Here is a 16,356-nt window from a genome sequence, read left to right on the forward strand (position 1 = left end):
AATCTCAAGAACCCGGAACAATTGTTAAACGGTTGTTAATCCGGCCCTATTCCGGCGATCAAGGATCTTCAGAAGATCATAATGAGTAGATTAGGATCACCTCGAAAATACCAAAATATGCCGCTATGAAAGCATCCACTATTAACCATTGGGAGAAAAAGATACAACTGGCCATTGCATTATCTCACGACGACCCGTTTGGCGAGCGGGATCTCAAAACAGTCGCCAATATGGTGGGCGAATCGCTGGACAACTTCTCTCACAAATTTGTGGAGTTTTACGGCGAATCATATATCCATTTTACCAAAAGACGCCGGCTGGAAGCTGGTGCCGGCTATCTCCGCCACAGCGACTTCAGCATCGGCCAAATCAGTGAAATGTGTGGGTATACCCATTCCAGCTTCACCAAAGCATTCCGGGAAATATATAACGAAGCACCTATCAGCTTCCGCGACCGGATCTACCTGCCTAATGAAGAACATACCCTGGCCCGTACCAAAATAGCTACTACACCACACAATGACCCCAGCAGCCTCATTTTTTCGCCAGATAGAACGGAAGACCTGCGATTACCCGATTATGTATTGTATTATAATATCCTTCCCCGCAATAATGATCCTGTAAGAAGTATGGTGGAGTATATGAGCATCTACCAACAGCAATTATATGCTATCAGAACCTCTTTGATGCTACCAGGTGCTATGGTCATCACCGGTACACTGGATGTAGTACCGGTAACCAATTACACTAAAATGATGATGTATGTGGGAATTATGGTGCCCGTTACGAAAGCGTATGATATGGCCCATCTGCAGATCCGGTTGTCCTTCCAGGAAGCGTTTGGCTTATTTACCAAACACATTCCCGGAGGATACTATAAAAAGTTGCCAGTCCCCATGAGCTTTGTAGCAGCCGGGTTACCCATGTATGAATTCATCAACAAAAGCTGCCGGGCAGGCTATTTCAAAATGAGTGGGAACCACTTCTTTATTTCATTGACGGGCGCAGAGAAATGTGACATTTTCATTCCCTGGCAGCGTCGATATTAGAACTGGAAATAAATCGGAATCATTGGCTGCGTGCTCTTTACCTGCACCAGCAACCACATAAATACCACCATAATGGCTACGCTGCCGGCAACCGGTATGCGTCCCAAAATGCTTTCCATGGAAAACTCTGCTTTGGCAGGCAGGAAATGCAGCACAAAGCCCATCACCATTACCCAGAACACTGCGGTATAACCATTGTACAACTCCATCGCTATTTCCGGCTGGAAATCATAGCATACCTGGTGTATAAGCGACCACGCATCGTGGAAAGTAGCAGCTTTGAAAAATACCCAACAGAAACATACAAAATGGAAGGTCACCAGGATACCAATGATCTTAAAGAAGGTACCTTTTGCACCGGTGAATACTTTTTTGCTTTTCTTCAGCCCATCGATACGCACCTTATCAATCGCCAATGCACCGCCATGTAAGGCTCCCCAGAAGATAAAGTTCCAGCTGGCACCATGCCAGAAACCTCCAATCAGCATGGTAGCCGCCAGGTTGATATACTGACGTACCTTGCCTTTACGGTTACCTCCCAACGGGATATAGATGTAATCTCTTAACCAACTGGACAAAGAAATATGCCAGCGGCGCCAGAACTCTGTAATAGAGGAGCTTTGGTAAGGAGAATCGAAGTTAGGCGGAATCTTGAAGCCGGTCCAGCGGGCAATACCCAGTGCCATATCGGAATAACCGGAGAAATCGCAATAAATCACCAACGCATATCCATACACACCCAGTAAACATTCCAGGCCGGTATGCTTGCTCGGATCATCAAAAATATATTGAACAAAGTTCTGATAGATAAAATCCGATATCACAATTTTCTTGAACAACCCAGCCATGATCAGGTACATTCCTTTGCCAATATCTTCGGAAGTCAAACGATAAGGCTGTGAAATCTGCGGTATAAAATCCGCCGCACGCACAATAGGGCCCATCATCAGTTTCGGGAAGAAGGAAAGGAAAAACAGGTAATCCATGAAGTTGCTTACCGGCTTAATTTCATCCCGGTACACATCAATGGTATAGCTCAGGTTCTCGAACGTGTAGAAAGAGATACCGATAGGCAGTATTAACTTCAGGAACGAAATATGTCCCGCTGTAAAGTCGTTGATGATGCCTATAAAGAAGTTGGTATACTTGAAATAAAACAGCAATCCGATATTAAGCAGGATGCTGAATATCAGTAATGATTTTTTTACTTTCTTATCCTGGCTTTGATGAATCCATCGCGACAGGTTAAAGTCTACAATAGCGGAAAGGATCACCAGGCCCACATAGTAGCCACATGCCTTGTAAAAGAAATACAGGGAAAATATGGTATAAATCCACACCCTGGCCGTTTTACTTCTGCTCGCAAGCAAATAGCAAAACATGAACAATGCAAAGAAATAAAAGAAGAAGCCGCTGTTAAAGAGCACTGGATTTTTCTCATCGTACAACAGCTCTGAAAGCAGTTCATTAACGTTGATCATTGGAGATAACTGTATTTTTCTTTATTTGCTGTAAATATTGTGAGTATGACTGTTGCAGGGCTTCGTACAATAGTTGTCCCTGCACCTGGTATCCTCTCACATTAAAATGAATATGATCTGGCGCCCATGCTCCTGCAAATCTCTCCTTCTGCGCTTTATTTACGGCATTAAAATTCCAGCACGCAATACCATGCTGTCTGGAATATCCCATGATTTGCTGTGTCACCATGGAGATATATGGGTTTGGATAATACGCCGTGTGGTATATTGTCCTGTATTTTCTCTTTCCTACTTTCTTCCTCACTCCTCTTCTTACGGCACGCATACAATCCGGAGGTGTGGTCAGCAGAATATTTACGGAAGGATTTTGTTGCCGGATGAGTGTTACGGCTTTATCTATTTCGTCTCTGAAGGCCAGCGGGTCCAGTCGGCCATAGGCTTCATTTGTTCCCAGGGAGATGATCACTAATTGTGGTTTCAACACGGCCATCTGCGCCAGGAGGATATTACTGATTTCATTGTACTGCTGATACTGTGCCCCATTGATCCCAATGCTATGATAAAGGATACCGTTACGACCGTTTTGCATCACGGCGCCATAAAAGCGGAAAGAACCGGTGCCGGTACCTTCCCATCTTACCTGGAACGACTGTGATGTTTGTAGGAAATCAAGCGTCGCCATACTCATGGTAGGCGATCCGGGGAAAGGGGCAGGTGTAACGGTTACCGTTGCATCTGGCGCCACCACAGTATTGTTGGTATTCCCAGCATCGTACAGCAATTGTACTTTACGGAAGTTATTATCCATGGCGCCATCCGGCTTACCGGCAAAAGAAAGGGTAGGCGCCTCGTTTTGTGAACTGATCACAATACCACCAGGCCCAAGTACGTCGGATTTATTCCGGTCTACTACTCTCTCGGATGACCACCTGACAGTGCTGTTCCACCGGAAATCTTCCGGACCATTGGTACCAGCCAGGTTATAGGGGAAAACATATCCCCTGCCTGCGTAGCCTAATTGTTGCTGCAACAAAGAAGCGGTTGCCAATGGGAAATAGCCCGCCTGCACGTGGGAATCTCCCAGGTGAAGGATGGATATTACATTACTATCTGCTGCAGCGAAGGAATGAAAAACATTGTACAATGCAGTGTCCTGCTGAATGTTGTTGACATTGACCTGTTGTGCATAGGTGGTAATACCGGCGAGTAACAATGAAAACACTGCCACCCATCTTTTACTAAGGTTGTTGTGCCAGCCTGTATTCATTCATAATAGCTTTGTAAAGCAGCGCTCCTACTTTGGCTGCTCCGGTTCTGTTAAAGTGTGTATAGTCCTTGTTGGCCATCACTGTATCTCCCTCTACCCACTTTACCATGGACCCTTCGCCGCCCATTGCGGCATAAAGATTCCAATACGCGGTACCGTGCCCGGCAGCCAGGTCATGCTGTACTTTCAGCAATGCTTCTACGCCTGGTGCGGTAATATATTTATCGGCTTTTCTGTAAGATTTATCGGCGGTACCAATCATCAGGAAAGAGGTTCCCGGCAAATCCTGCTTCAGGGAATCCATTACTTTCTTCATAGGACGTTCGTACCAGCTATAGTCGGTTAGTTCCGGGCGGAACAATACGTTGGCGCCGTAGTGCATTACTACCAGGTCATAAGGTCTTTCCTGTTGCATACGGCGAACCATATCAGCAGACAAGTGACCCAATTCTACGCCACTAATACCTCTGAAGGAATAGTTATCTACATAAATCCCATTGCCGCTTTCAAAACAAACACCATAAAAAGGCATGGCGCTACCGGAATAACGCAGCATCAGGGAAGGTTGTGCGGTATCCTGTTGCAAATCCAGCCTGTTTACTTCTGCACTACCGGAAAGCGTATAGGCTTTATCGTTAATGGTAACAGTACCGGCAGCAGCAGGGCCATACAACAGGGATATTTCCTGGAACTTATCCAGCAGTGGCTTTTTCACAGGTGAATACTTCACCCAGCTGTTGCCACCAGGATAAAAGGTATGTCCGGATAAACCGAGCGTAATATTGGAGGGGGGTGAATTTTTGTAGTGATAATCTTTCCAGTCAGTAGAAAAGGTATGGGTGATGGTAGTTCTGAAAGATGCCACCACAGAGGTTACTGGTACAAAACCAACACCTGCACCGCCGAAGAAATGTTGCAGGCTGTCGCGCAAATCACCGGTGATAAGGTCACCTTCAATCATAGAGTCACCAAAATAGGCGATGCGTACTTTACGGCGTTTACCGGCTTTCAGCTCTCTCAGGGCGGCGAGGAATTGCTTCATCCCCACAATGGTATCACCGGCTACGGGGGAGGCGTATTCCAGGATCCCATCATACGACATAAAGTCGTGGCTATGGTCCGGATTAGGTACGTGTGGGTTAGCAGCAATGCCAGTGCTGTCTAAACCAGAAAGCTTACTGCTGTCCTTTCCGGTAGCAGTAAGCTTTTGATTGTCCGGGGAAGACGGATTTGTTCTCAGGTCTGACAACATATCCACTTTCCGGAATTGAAAGTCTTTATATGAAAAGCTGTAATTAAGCTGTGACAGCCCAACCAGGCATACTAATGTTCCTAAAATGATATAGAACGGATAGGCAGACTTATTTTTGCCGGACATAGTTTAAAATCGGTTAGCATATCACCGGTCGCCCGCTGCCGGCATGCCTACGGTTAACCATTGTTTGGAGTCCGTTGCCACGCTATCCATGCTTGCGTCCAGCTTATACAGTTTATAGCGGTTAATAATGTTCGTCACTCTTCTGATCCATTCATGACCGGCAGAGGAATAACCACTATGATTCATTTTCTTGAGCCATACGGAAAATTCCGGGTTGCCTTTCATTTGTCCAAACCATTTTTTGCTGGCCAGCAGCTCCACGAAATGCTCGTAGGAAGCCACATCGGTAACATATTGTTTGTACACGGACCGGTGTCCGGGCTTGATTTGTGAAATGTTATTCTTGCCCACAATACCGAAGTGATTATGCAGCAATTTAGCATTTCTACTGGTTCCGGTACCAGATTCCAGCATGGCTATTCCGAGAATAACACTGGCTGGAATACCAGTTTCCTGCATTAATTCTACAGATACTGGTTTAAATTTCTTCAGATAATTGTTTGTGGATTGTTGTGCAAACCCAACATTGCTGAGCATTAGCAATAATAACACCGCACATAACCATACTGTCCTCTTAAAGAATGTTGAAATTCTCATGGTAGTATTTTTTGTATCAGGTGATAGTTTTCTCTGTGTTTTCAGCATCACTTTTCTCCTCACATATCAACGATGATCACACCGCAATATTACTTTAAAAATTTAAATAATACGTCTCTTCGTTTTCTTATCTATCCCGTTAATCGTTTGTTAAAAATATTGTACCTTATATTAGTGCCAATCCCCTTTGATGCGGCAATTTGCCATACCAAAGGGGATTTTTACTACAAGCGCCTTGCTTCTTGCAAAGACTATACCAACATCAGCTGTTAGTTTTCAGCCATTAGCCTTTAGTATCTTATTAAGATGATTACTAATAGCTAAACGGTAATTGGTTAATAGCTATATCGCTATTTCACCAGACTGATTTTCAACTCGTTAAGTTGTGCCTGACTGATTTCAGCGGGCGCATCCATCATTACATCACGACCTGAATTGTTTTTCGGGAACGCGATAAAGTCACGGATACTTTCACTGCCACCCAGTAGCGAACACAAACGGTCAAATCCGAGTGCGATACCTCCATGTGGCGGTGCACCATATTCAAATGCGCCTAACAGGAAGCCAAATTTGTGTTCTGCTTCTTCTTTCGACATACCCAGGGCCGCAAACATTTTCTGCTGCAAATCGCGCTGGAAAATACGAATGGAGCCACCACCGATCTCTGTACCATTTAATACGATATCGTACGCATTCGCCTTAATTTTACCATATTGGGAAGGGTCATCCATCAGGCCTATCTGCTCAGGTTTGGGCGACGTAAATGGATGGTGACGGGCCACCCAGCGATTCTCTTCTTCGGCGTACTCAAATAACGGAAAGTCTATTACCCACAACGGTTTAAACTCGTTTTTGTTGCGTAAACCAAGACGTTCACCCATTTCAAGGCGGAGTTCGCTGGTAGCTTTTCTAGTGCGCTCTTCCTTGCCAGCCAGCACCAGGATCAAATCTCCAGGTTGCGCCTGACATTTTTGCGCCCACAACTTTAATTGTGCTTCGTCATAAAATTTATCCACAGAGCTCTTCAACGTGCCATCTGTGTTGTAACGCACATACACCAGCCCGCTCATACCTATTTGTGGACGTTTTACCCAATCTGTCAGTTCATCCAGCTGCTTACGGGTATATTCGGCACAGCCTGTTGCAGCAATCGCTACCACCAATTCTGCATCGTCAAATACCTTAAAGCCTTTGTTTTTTACGGTATCGTTCATATTTACCAGCTTCATCTCGAAGCGGATATCTGGTTTATCGTTACCATAATATTCCATCGCGTCGTCGAATGTCATTCTGGGAAAGGCATCCGGAAACTCGAGTCCTTTTATTTCTCTGAAGATGTGCTTCAGCATATGCTCAAAGGTGGTCAGGATATCTTCCTGCTCCACGAAGCTCATCTCACAGTCGATCTGTGTAAACTCCGGCTGGCGATCTGCACGCAAATCTTCATCACGGAAACATTTTACGATCTGGTAGTACCGGTCATAACCACTAACCATCAGCAATTGCTTGAAAGTTTGTGGCGACTGAGGCAAACCATAGAACTGGTTAGGGTTCATACGGCTGGGTACCACGAAATCGCGGGCGCCTTCCGGTGTAGAGTTTATCAGGAAAGGCGTTTCTATATCCATAAAGCCGGCGCTATGCAGATAGTTCCGTGCTACACGTCCTATATTATAACGCAACTCCAGGTTTTGTCTAACGGCATTACGACGCAGATCCAGGAAACGGTATTTCATCCGCAGCTCATCGCCACCATCTGTATCATCCTGGATGGTGAAGGGCGGTGTTTTAGCCGCATTGAGGATGGTAAATTCGCTTACGGTGATTTCGATATCACCGGTAGGGATGTTTTTATTTTTATTGGAACGCTCGGTTACGGTACCTTTCACCTGGACAACGAATTCACGGCCCAGAGGCTGCGCATCCAGCTTGGCATTCAGGCTTTCGCCGAACAACAATTGCGTAATACCGTAGCGGTCTCGCAGATCAAAGAAATTGATGCTGCCAAACTTTCTTACTGTCTGAATCCATCCGGCCAAAGTTACTTCCTGGCCCACCTGTTCCATTCTTAATTCCCCGCAAGTGTGCGTCCTGTACATGCGTAAATAATTGATTTAGTGAGTTTTATGGTTGAAATACGGGAAAAGCTGTCATCAAATGGCAACCACTATCCAGTTGTTCACTTATACCCATAAGGGGGGCAAAGATACGGTTTGCATCGGGCATTTTCTCCCCGTAGTATGTTAAAAATATCGTTGCAAGGCTATTTCCGGCATCAGTGGGGCATTAGCAACAAGCACATCCCTGAAATGGGCCGCCATAAAAGGAGCTAACGAGCACCCTTTGGTGCCAAGCCCGTTGAATATACCGATAGCGGGATACTCAGGATGAAAGCCCACAATAGGGCGCCTATCATTCCCCGAAGGCCGCACGGCTGACAAATGCCCTACCACCTCATAAGGAGCCGTCAGCAATTGCGAAAGCCGCTGTTCCAATACCTCCCGCTGCCGGGTGGTAGGATGATCATCTTCATAATCCCATACAAAAGAAGATCCCGCCCAGAATACCCCATTTTCCTGGGGTACCAGGGTAATCCCCTTCTTGATAATATCTGTCGTGTCCAGTCCCGGCACTTTTATCAACAGCACCTCTCCTTTATTGGGCAAAAATTTAACCCGCTTAAAAAAAGAAAGCGCCGTAGTGGCTACTCCGTCACAAAAAATAAGCTTATCCGCCTGTATATCTTCATAAATAACCCCGGCAGGTGTTATTTCCAGGGCATTCCTATCGAAATGTGTTTCCAACAATGCCTCCCGGTTTTTTAAATAATTCCGGTAGGCGGGTAGCAGCGCGGGCAGGTTCACGGTAGCGCCATGCACGATAGCTGCCCCGAAGGGCTGGTCCAGGAATGCCTCGTACTTTAACGTGGCCGGTAATTCCGTGTAGTCATTACCGGTAGTTTTGTGCAGAAAGGCATCTCTCATTTGGGCAGACGGGAACACGGTCCATAGCTGACGTTCTGTGAAAACCGGCACCTGCAGCAAAGCCGAAAGCTGCAGATAGGTATCTTTTGCAAACGGATAAATAGTATCATACATCCAGGCTGGCTCAAAACGGCGACCAGACACGGGATTTATAATCCCGGCAGCCACCCTTGATGCACTGTTGGGTTTGGCGTCATCCATTACGATCACACTTTTCCCCGCCTGAAGCAGGAACCAACTCAGCATGGTACCCGCAATTCCCTGCCCTATAATAAGGTAATCCACTTTTTTCATGAAAGACAAAGATAAATTACGAATTAGGAATTACGAATTACGGATTTGTAAGTAGATAAAAGCGAACAATATCCGCGTTTACCATCTACCCACAAATCCGTAATTCGTAATGCCTAATTCGTAATGCTTTCTATTCTGTCACTTTCACGTTTAATCCACTGCTGTGTGCAGTAAACTCCGGTGCATACATACACTGTGCAGTGCTGATTCCATTAGAGAACTTACCCTGATGGGTCACAAACAGCGTATATTCGAATACGTAAGTGCCTTTCGGTAAATAGCTGAAGAAGAAATCAGTAGAAGCATCTTTGGTGCTTTCATAATAGCTCAGTCCATCCTGCCATTTGCTGCTGCTGATAACATTGGTAGGCTCAAAACAAGCTGCCCGCATGTCTTTCAGATGAATGTATTCCATTGTACGATCAGCGCGCAATACGATCCTTACTTTCACCTTGTCGCCCACTTTCAGTTCATTGCCATCTTCAATTTTAGTGAGTACCGGCCCTTTGTCGCTGTTAACTTCTTTATACAATTCTTTTTCCAGCACCAGCGGTGTTTGGGCAGACGTGATCTTATCCAGTTCTTCGAAATACTGCCAGTACACCGCGCCCCAGGAAGGTTGTCCTTTACTGTCGTTTACGGTAACACTGATATTACCCATGTCAGCCTTCACTGATTTACCGTCTATTTTTTCTTTGAAATACCCGGTACCAGCTTCTGTGGCAGCAGGTTTAACCGTGGTATTTCCTAATTGCAGGGTTACCTCCGGATTGGCGGCCAACCAGTTGCTTCCCTGCAGCAACATTGCGTAACAAGCATCTGCAGTAGCTTTGGTGGTATGCCAGTTATTGGTTTGTTTGTTTTTCAGTAACCAGGTTTTCAGGTCTGCTACAGCTGCATCGTCTTTGCCTACCGTTTGGAATGCTTCTATCAGCAACGCCTGTGTTTCAATAGGCGCCTGCTCCCAGCGGTAACCACCTGTTACATCTTTCCAGTACATACCCATTTCCGGGCTGTTCATCGCCGTTTCTTTCAGCGATTTCAGTATCGCTTTCGGCGTTACAGCGTCGTCTTTTTTGAACAGGAGCAGCGCAATCATTCCCTGTGAATACTTGTTCTGTTTAGTCCAGTATTGACGGGCCTGTGCATAGAAGAAATCAAATGATTTTTTCATGGCAGCAGGCACCGGTTTGTTAAAGAAACTACGGGCATACAGATAATGGATCTGCTGGGCATTGATCACCTCACCTTTCAGATTTGCTTTGGCATGCACCAGGTCGTAGTAATCTTTGTCCAGTTTTTTATCCAGGTAGTCGATGGCTTTGTTCGCCATTGTCATTGCTGCGTCGTCGTCAATTTTTGCCAGCTGTTGCAGGTGACCAATACCCGCCAATATATATTGGGTAATGTAGCGGTCTTCCCACATGCCGGTGAACCAGGAGAAAGCACCGTTAGGCTGTTGTTTAGCCGCCAGCTGCTCCAGGGCCCTCTTTCTTTCTGCCTGCATACGTTGCAGGTCGAACAGCAACGCAACGTTCTTTTTCTGTTGTGCTTCATTCTTCGCTTCCAGCACCCACGGTGTTTGTTGCAGTAATACCGCTTTCAACTCCTCGTTCTTTTGCAGGTTGCTTTGCAGCGCAGCGGTATCAGAAATTTTCCATTTCTGGAAGATGTCTTTCAGACCAGGTGTTGCATTGGTGATATGCGTAGCCAGTGCGTTAGCGTAGTAACGGTTAAACACCTGTTCTGCACAGTCATACGGATACTCCATCAGGTAAGGCAATGCCTGTACGGCGTACCAGGCGGGATTGCTGGTATATTCTACTGTTACGGCGTGTTGTACCAATGTTTGGGAACTATCGCTATGCAGCAGTTTTCCGAAAGTAAAATTATGTTTACCATCGCCTCTAACTGGCAGCGGCAGGGCCTCTGTTACCAGCATACGGTTGGTGAGTACGGGCAGTGCATTTTCTTCTCCATCGCTGAAGTTGCCCGCCTGTGCAGTAACCCGGTAAATGAGCGCGCTCTGGAAACCGTGAGGAATCTGGATGGGGAAGCTCACCAGGGTGCTTTGTCCCGCCTTGGCAGTGAAGTGTTGCAGTGGGAACATGTTCTGGAACCATCCATCTACCGGCTGCATGGTGTTGGCATCCAGTAATTCCAGGTGTGCTTGTCCGATCAGCAAGGTATCCGAGAGGTTGCTCACTTTGGCGGTGAATTCCATTTTGTCGCCCTCGCGTACAAAGCGGGGGGTGTTAGGCTGCACCATCAACACTTTCTGCGTTACAATGCTGGCGTTGGTCATGCCGAAGGCCAGGTCTTTGGTATGGGCTAATGCCTGGAAGTTCCATTTGGTGAGGGCTTCCGGCATAGTGAATTCGAAAGTGATGTTGCCATCTTTGTCTGTGCGCAGATCCGGGAAGAAGAAGGCGGTTTCCTGGAAGTTGGTGCGAACAGAAGCAGTGGGTGTCTCATTTCCGCCCGGTTTGTTCTCCTTGTCTTTCGCTTGCACAGCGTACGCCAATGGAGCAGCTGCGGGTGGCACTACTGCACCTGCAGCTTTGGCATCTTCCAACAGCATTGGGTCTACGCCATTAGCATCTGCCTCTACCGTTTTCGATCCTTTTATTCTTAGTGCCTGTCCACTTTTACTCAAAACAATTCCAGGAGCACGGCCAGCTAAAGCACGATACACCATATGTCTGCCATCTTCCATTACCCAGCCAAACAGATTCAGCATATCATACGCTTTGGCTTCACTAATATGATCAGGCGTTGCATGGTCATATATGTAAGAGGATACTTCCATTTTGAAGTTTTCATTCCCCTGAAACTGCCTAATGCCATAGGCATTTGGGTAAATACCTGGAATATTCCAGTGATGCGGCACAAAGGCATCTAAAGAAGCATCGTACATAGATGCCAACATTTCTGCCGCTACTTTTTCATTTTTGTAGCCGGCAATCTGTGCGGTCCATTTCTCTTTTTCACCTGGCAGTAATTTATCACGATGGGTACCCAGCGTTACTTTCAGGTCCTTGTTATCCCATGGCACCGCAATATCCATCTGCGCATTATACACGCGGTTGTCTTTTACAAACACATAGGCTACCTGTATACCTCCGCGACTGTTTTCTGTAACGGGATATTCCAGTTTTTTAATGTCTGACAACGACAGTTCCGAACGTTCTTCTTTAGTAACCGCTGTGATACTGGATTGAATAATGTGGAGATCTTTGGCAGATGTACCTAACAAAATCTCTGCTGTTTTCCCCGGCGCTGATTCCCCTGTTGGCTGATATAACCAGAAATAGCTGGGCGCCGACAGGTTTTTCGCCTTTACATCAATCAATTCGAACACCGTTTTTTGTATAACGGGTTCATTGTTTTTATCGGTTGTACTTACTTCCAGTTCGTAGAATCCGGGCGTTAATTTACTGGTGTTGAAAGCCACTTTACCATCTGCCTTGCTGGCAAGGGTTTCGTTGACTACCGCCGCTAAACGGGGCCAGTTCTTGATATCATCTTCTGCCTTATATACATCTACCGGGAACGCCTCTATGTAACTGGCTTCCTCCATTACAAACTGGTCCGGCACTTCCCAGAAGCGGTGGCGCAGCAGACGTTTGTTAGGTTGCAATGGTTTCAGCTGTACCTGTAAATTAGCCGGTTCATAAGCCCCATTGAGGTTTTTAGAAAAGATCTTTATATCTGCCAGGTCTTTTTGTTCCATGCGATCCGGTGCAGTCACTGCAATTTCCATGGACTGGTAACCTACGCTCACAGATTGGTCACTGCTGCGGGTTTCACCATTCAGATCCGTTACATCCGCATGTACTACGTAAGTAAAAATCGGTTTGTTAGCCGGGCTTACGGATTTGTCTGCTATTGCCGGGAATTTCACGGTAAAAGCGCCATTCGCATCTGTAGTGGTTTCTCCATGGATGATTTCACGGGAAGAACCGTATGGGATGGCTATCTTATAAAATAACCAAGGGTAAGGGTAACGTACCCGGCGCTCTACCCGGTATTTTACTTTGGCACCATCTATATTATTACCGGCGTAGGCCAGTGCTTTAGCTGCGGCAGTAACGGTATCGCCTAAACGATAACTGCTCTTGATGGTATCAAAGGCTACATAAAATTTAGGGCGCTTGTATTCTTCTACTTTGAAGTAAAGGTGTGCATTGGCGTTATCGTCTCTCAGGGAAAAACTACCATTCATACGGCCTTCCGGCAGTACAAATTTTCCGGAATAAGATCCGTACTCATTGGTCGTTAATTTAACAGAGTCTACTTTAGTACCGTTTACATCATATAAACACAGGGTGGTCTGGAAGTTGGGCAATGGGTTACTTTGTGTGCCCATCATACGTTTTCTCAGTACAATCCCTTTAAAGTAGATGATTTGGCCGGGGCGATAAATGCTTCTGTCTGCGAAAAGGAAGGTTTCGGGTTTGGGTTCTGTTGGCTTCTCGCTATTGTAACGATAGAAGTACTTGTATTCATCGATATACAGTTCATCTCCCTCTTTTTTCCAGTACAGGCGCAAGCGGCCACCATTTTTAGTTGGTGTTATGCTCACACTGCCATCTTTCGCGGTTACCAGCGATTGATGTAGTGTCCATGCATCATATTCGTTACCGCTTTTTTGCTTCATGACGTCTACCTTCACGCCGCTCAATGGCTTACCGCTGCTACGATCCAGGGCATAATAAGTGCTGTCATTTTCTATATAACTGATACCAGATACCCAGGTCAGTTGCATGGCCATCAAATTCTCTTTCAACGCAAACTTCGGATCCACGCTCGACAGCAGCATGTAATGCCCTGCTGGCAGGGCATCTATTTTGATTTCAGCCTTGTGAGTGATATAATCTTTAAGATCCGGTAAAGCCTGTTCCCATGCTTTTAAGGCCGGGCGGGCGACCACCATTTTCCAATACGCATTTTCCCTGGCAGTGTAGTCATTCTGCGCCTTCTGTAAGGACAGCAGAAATGCTTCGTCCACCTTTACCAGGCGCAGGTATATTTTATTAATGTTCTGATACTTCACCAGGGCGCGGAACGGAAGTCCGGGCACATTCACCCCTTCTGTTGTCAGTTCCAGCGACATTTCTTTGATCTGGTCCAGTATGTAAGCGCAGGCAGCGCCTCCGGGAGATTTGGGCGCCAGTTGTATGGCTTTTTCGCAGATGGCCTTCGCCTTTTTCAGGGCATCACCCTTTCCTTCTTTTTCTGATCGACCCTCCTGGAGGTAATAGTCGGCCTGCAACTGCAATACATCTGTTACAGCAGGCTGGCCGTTATATGCCAGCTCCATCTGTTCAAGGGCTTGCAGGTAAAGGGCTTCTTTATTTTCCATTACTGCCACCTGGTTCATGTACGACACTCTTTCTACATCTATATCCAGCAAAGCAGCTTTATCAGCAGCATGCAGACGGATCAGTTCCTGGAGAATGAGCAGGGCCTGATATTGCAGGGAGGTGCTGTCGGTGGTAGTAAATGAATGTCCTGCAAAAGTATTGGCGGGAGCAAAAGCGGCGGGATCGGTCAATTCAAACTGGTTGGCCGGATTAGTTATCCCTGCTTCACCGGATTTGAAATACTCCAGTGCACGGTGCGCTAACAAATCGTATAGCGTACCTCGTAAGGCACGGGTATTTCCTTTAACGATAATGGGATCAAACTCGCTGAGACTTGTTTTTTGCAGCAGTGCTTTGTCGGACAGCGACGCCCCATAAGCATGGATCAGTTCCTGGTGCAGTCGGTCTGCCGTCCAGGTGGTGATATCCGTACTTTGATCGTTGGCGATGGCGGTACGGTTATAGAACCGGTAGCGGTTGGCATCAAAATACCGGAGCAGCATTTCTGCGCGGATACTTTGTAATATGGCCTTCTGGGCACCGGAGGCCGCAGCAATCTGCTGCTCCATTTTAGCTATATTCTGCAGGGTGCTGCTGTCGTTGATCTCCGCATTATACTTCAGCTGATAGATCAGGGCTTTGATTTGTTGGGTTGTAGCCTTGTCTTTCACAGCATGTGCATAGATGTCGTTCGCGATCTCCAGGGCCGACTTAGGCAATCCTTTTTCTTCCAGTGCCGCTATTTTCTTCCAGGAGTTATCATAATTAAACTGGGCCATCATCTTGTTGCTACTAAAGATTAAAACAATGAATATTCCGATGAATAAACGCATATAGGATCATTTATTTACATTAAGTTACTTCTTTTAGGGAGGATGCAGACCTTCGCATGGTTTCCATAAATCAGGGTACAAAAAAAGGTGAAAAGTGATGGAATGGCTCCGCTTCACTTTTCACCTTTATATCTTTTACTGACAGATAATTATACCAGGGCAGCTTTCTTGCTCAGTACTTCCGCCATTGTTTTACCAATGTTAGCCGGGCTTTCTACAACAGTAACGCCGCATTCAGCCATAATTTTCATTTTCGCGGCAGCAGTATCTTCTGCACCACCAATGATGGCACCTGCGTGACCCATACGACGTCCCGGAGGAGCAGTTTGGCCAGCGATGAAACCTACCACAGGTTTAGTACCGTGTTCTTTGATCCATTTAGCAGCATCCGCTTCCATGCTACCACCAATTTCACCGATCATGATAATACCTTCTGTTTCAGGATCGTTCATCAACAGTTCCACTGCGTCTTTAGTAGGGGTTCCGATGATTGGATCACCACCGATACCGATAGCGGTAGAAACACCTAAACCAGCTTTAACTACCTGGTCAGCAGCTTCGTAAGTTAAAGTACCTGATTTAGAAACGATACCGATTTTACCTTTTTTGAAGATAAAGCCTGGCATGATACCTACTTTAGCTTCGTCTGCAGTGATTACACCCGGACAGTTTGGTCCGATCAGACGGGTAGTTGTACCTTGCAGGAAGTTCTTTGCTTTAATCATATCCTGCACAGGAATACCTTCTGTGATACATACCACCAGCGCAATACCTGCTTCGGTAGCTTCCATGATTGCATCAGCTGCAAAAGCCGGAGGCACAAAAATGATAGAAACATTTGCACCGGTTGCTTTCACCGCGTCAGCCACTGTATTAAATACCGGACGCTCCAGGTGCGTGCTGCCACCTTTTCCTGGTGTAACACCACCCACTACCTGGGTACCATATTCAATCATCTGCGTAGCATGGAATGTACCTTCAGTACCGGTAAATCCCTGAACAATCACTTTGCTATCCTTATTAACTAAAACACTCATCGCGCTTGTTTTATTGGTTTAATATTATATATCTGATTCTTCTGGACGGCAAAAATAAGCCGATTTCTAT

Annotated in this window: 9 protein-coding genes; 1 reads left to right on the top strand and 8 read right to left on the bottom strand. The window is 46.1% G+C overall.

Annotated features, from left to right (window positions below; all coding sequences use genetic code 11):
- Positions 1-125 precede the first annotated feature (125 nt).
- Positions 126-1,049, top strand: coding sequence for a helix-turn-helix domain-containing protein (locus tag AC5ZC7_RS26960; protein ID WP_496162143.1), 924 nt, complete (start codon positions 126-128; stop codon positions 1,047-1,049).
- Here AC5ZC7_RS26960 and AC5ZC7_RS26965 read toward each other — a convergent pair.
- The 8 genes from AC5ZC7_RS26965 to sucD all read right to left on the bottom strand — a co-directional run bounded on the left by AC5ZC7_RS26965 (position 1,046) and on the right by sucD (position 16,286).
- A complete protein-coding gene (locus tag AC5ZC7_RS26965; protein ID WP_496162144.1) occupies positions 1,046-2,530 on the bottom strand; it encodes an MBOAT family O-acyltransferase in 1,485 nt (494 codons plus the stop codon). The genes AC5ZC7_RS26960 and AC5ZC7_RS26965 overlap by 4 nt on opposite strands.
- Positions 2,517-3,797, bottom strand: coding sequence for a GDSL-type esterase/lipase family protein (locus AC5ZC7_RS26970; protein WP_496162145.1), 1,281 nt, complete (start codon positions 3,795-3,797; stop codon positions 2,517-2,519). Before AC5ZC7_RS26970 ends, AC5ZC7_RS26965 begins: the two co-directional genes overlap by 14 nt.
- Positions 3,769-5,175 carry an SGNH/GDSL hydrolase family protein gene (locus tag AC5ZC7_RS26975; RefSeq protein ID WP_496162146.1) on the bottom strand — a complete coding sequence of 469 codons (1,407 nt, stop codon included), beginning with the start codon at positions 5,173-5,175 and terminating at the stop codon, positions 3,769-3,771. Before AC5ZC7_RS26975 ends, AC5ZC7_RS26970 begins: the two co-directional genes overlap by 29 nt.
- A 21-nt stretch (positions 5,176-5,196) precedes the next feature.
- The gene (locus AC5ZC7_RS26980) at positions 5,197-5,772 is read right to left on the bottom strand and encodes a glucosaminidase domain-containing protein (RefSeq protein ID WP_496162147.1); all 576 of its coding nucleotides are present in this window, start codon (positions 5,770-5,772) and stop codon (positions 5,197-5,199) included.
- A 350-nt stretch (positions 5,773-6,122) separates the two neighbouring features.
- Positions 6,123-7,871 (bottom strand): aspartate--tRNA ligase, encoded by a 1,749-nt coding sequence (gene aspS, locus AC5ZC7_RS26985; RefSeq protein WP_496162148.1) that lies wholly within the window; start codon positions 7,869-7,871, stop codon positions 6,123-6,125.
- A 144-nt stretch (positions 7,872-8,015) separates the two neighbouring features.
- Positions 8,016-9,050 (bottom strand): FAD-dependent oxidoreductase, encoded by a 1,035-nt coding sequence (locus AC5ZC7_RS26990; RefSeq protein WP_496162149.1) that lies wholly within the window; start codon positions 9,048-9,050, stop codon positions 8,016-8,018.
- 130 nt (positions 9,051-9,180) lie between these two features.
- Positions 9,181-15,249 (bottom strand): alpha-2-macroglobulin family protein, encoded by a 6,069-nt coding sequence (locus AC5ZC7_RS26995; RefSeq protein WP_496162150.1) that lies wholly within the window; start codon positions 15,247-15,249, stop codon positions 9,181-9,183.
- A 149-nt stretch (positions 15,250-15,398) separates the two neighbouring features.
- On the bottom strand, positions 15,399-16,286 hold the full coding sequence (sucD, locus tag AC5ZC7_RS27000; RefSeq protein WP_291924929.1) for a succinate--CoA ligase subunit alpha: 888 nt from the start codon (positions 16,284-16,286) through the stop codon (positions 15,399-15,401).
- Between the last annotated feature and the right edge of the window lie 70 nt (positions 16,287-16,356).

The organism is Chitinophaga sp. 9-1-y (genome assembly GCF_059511905.2).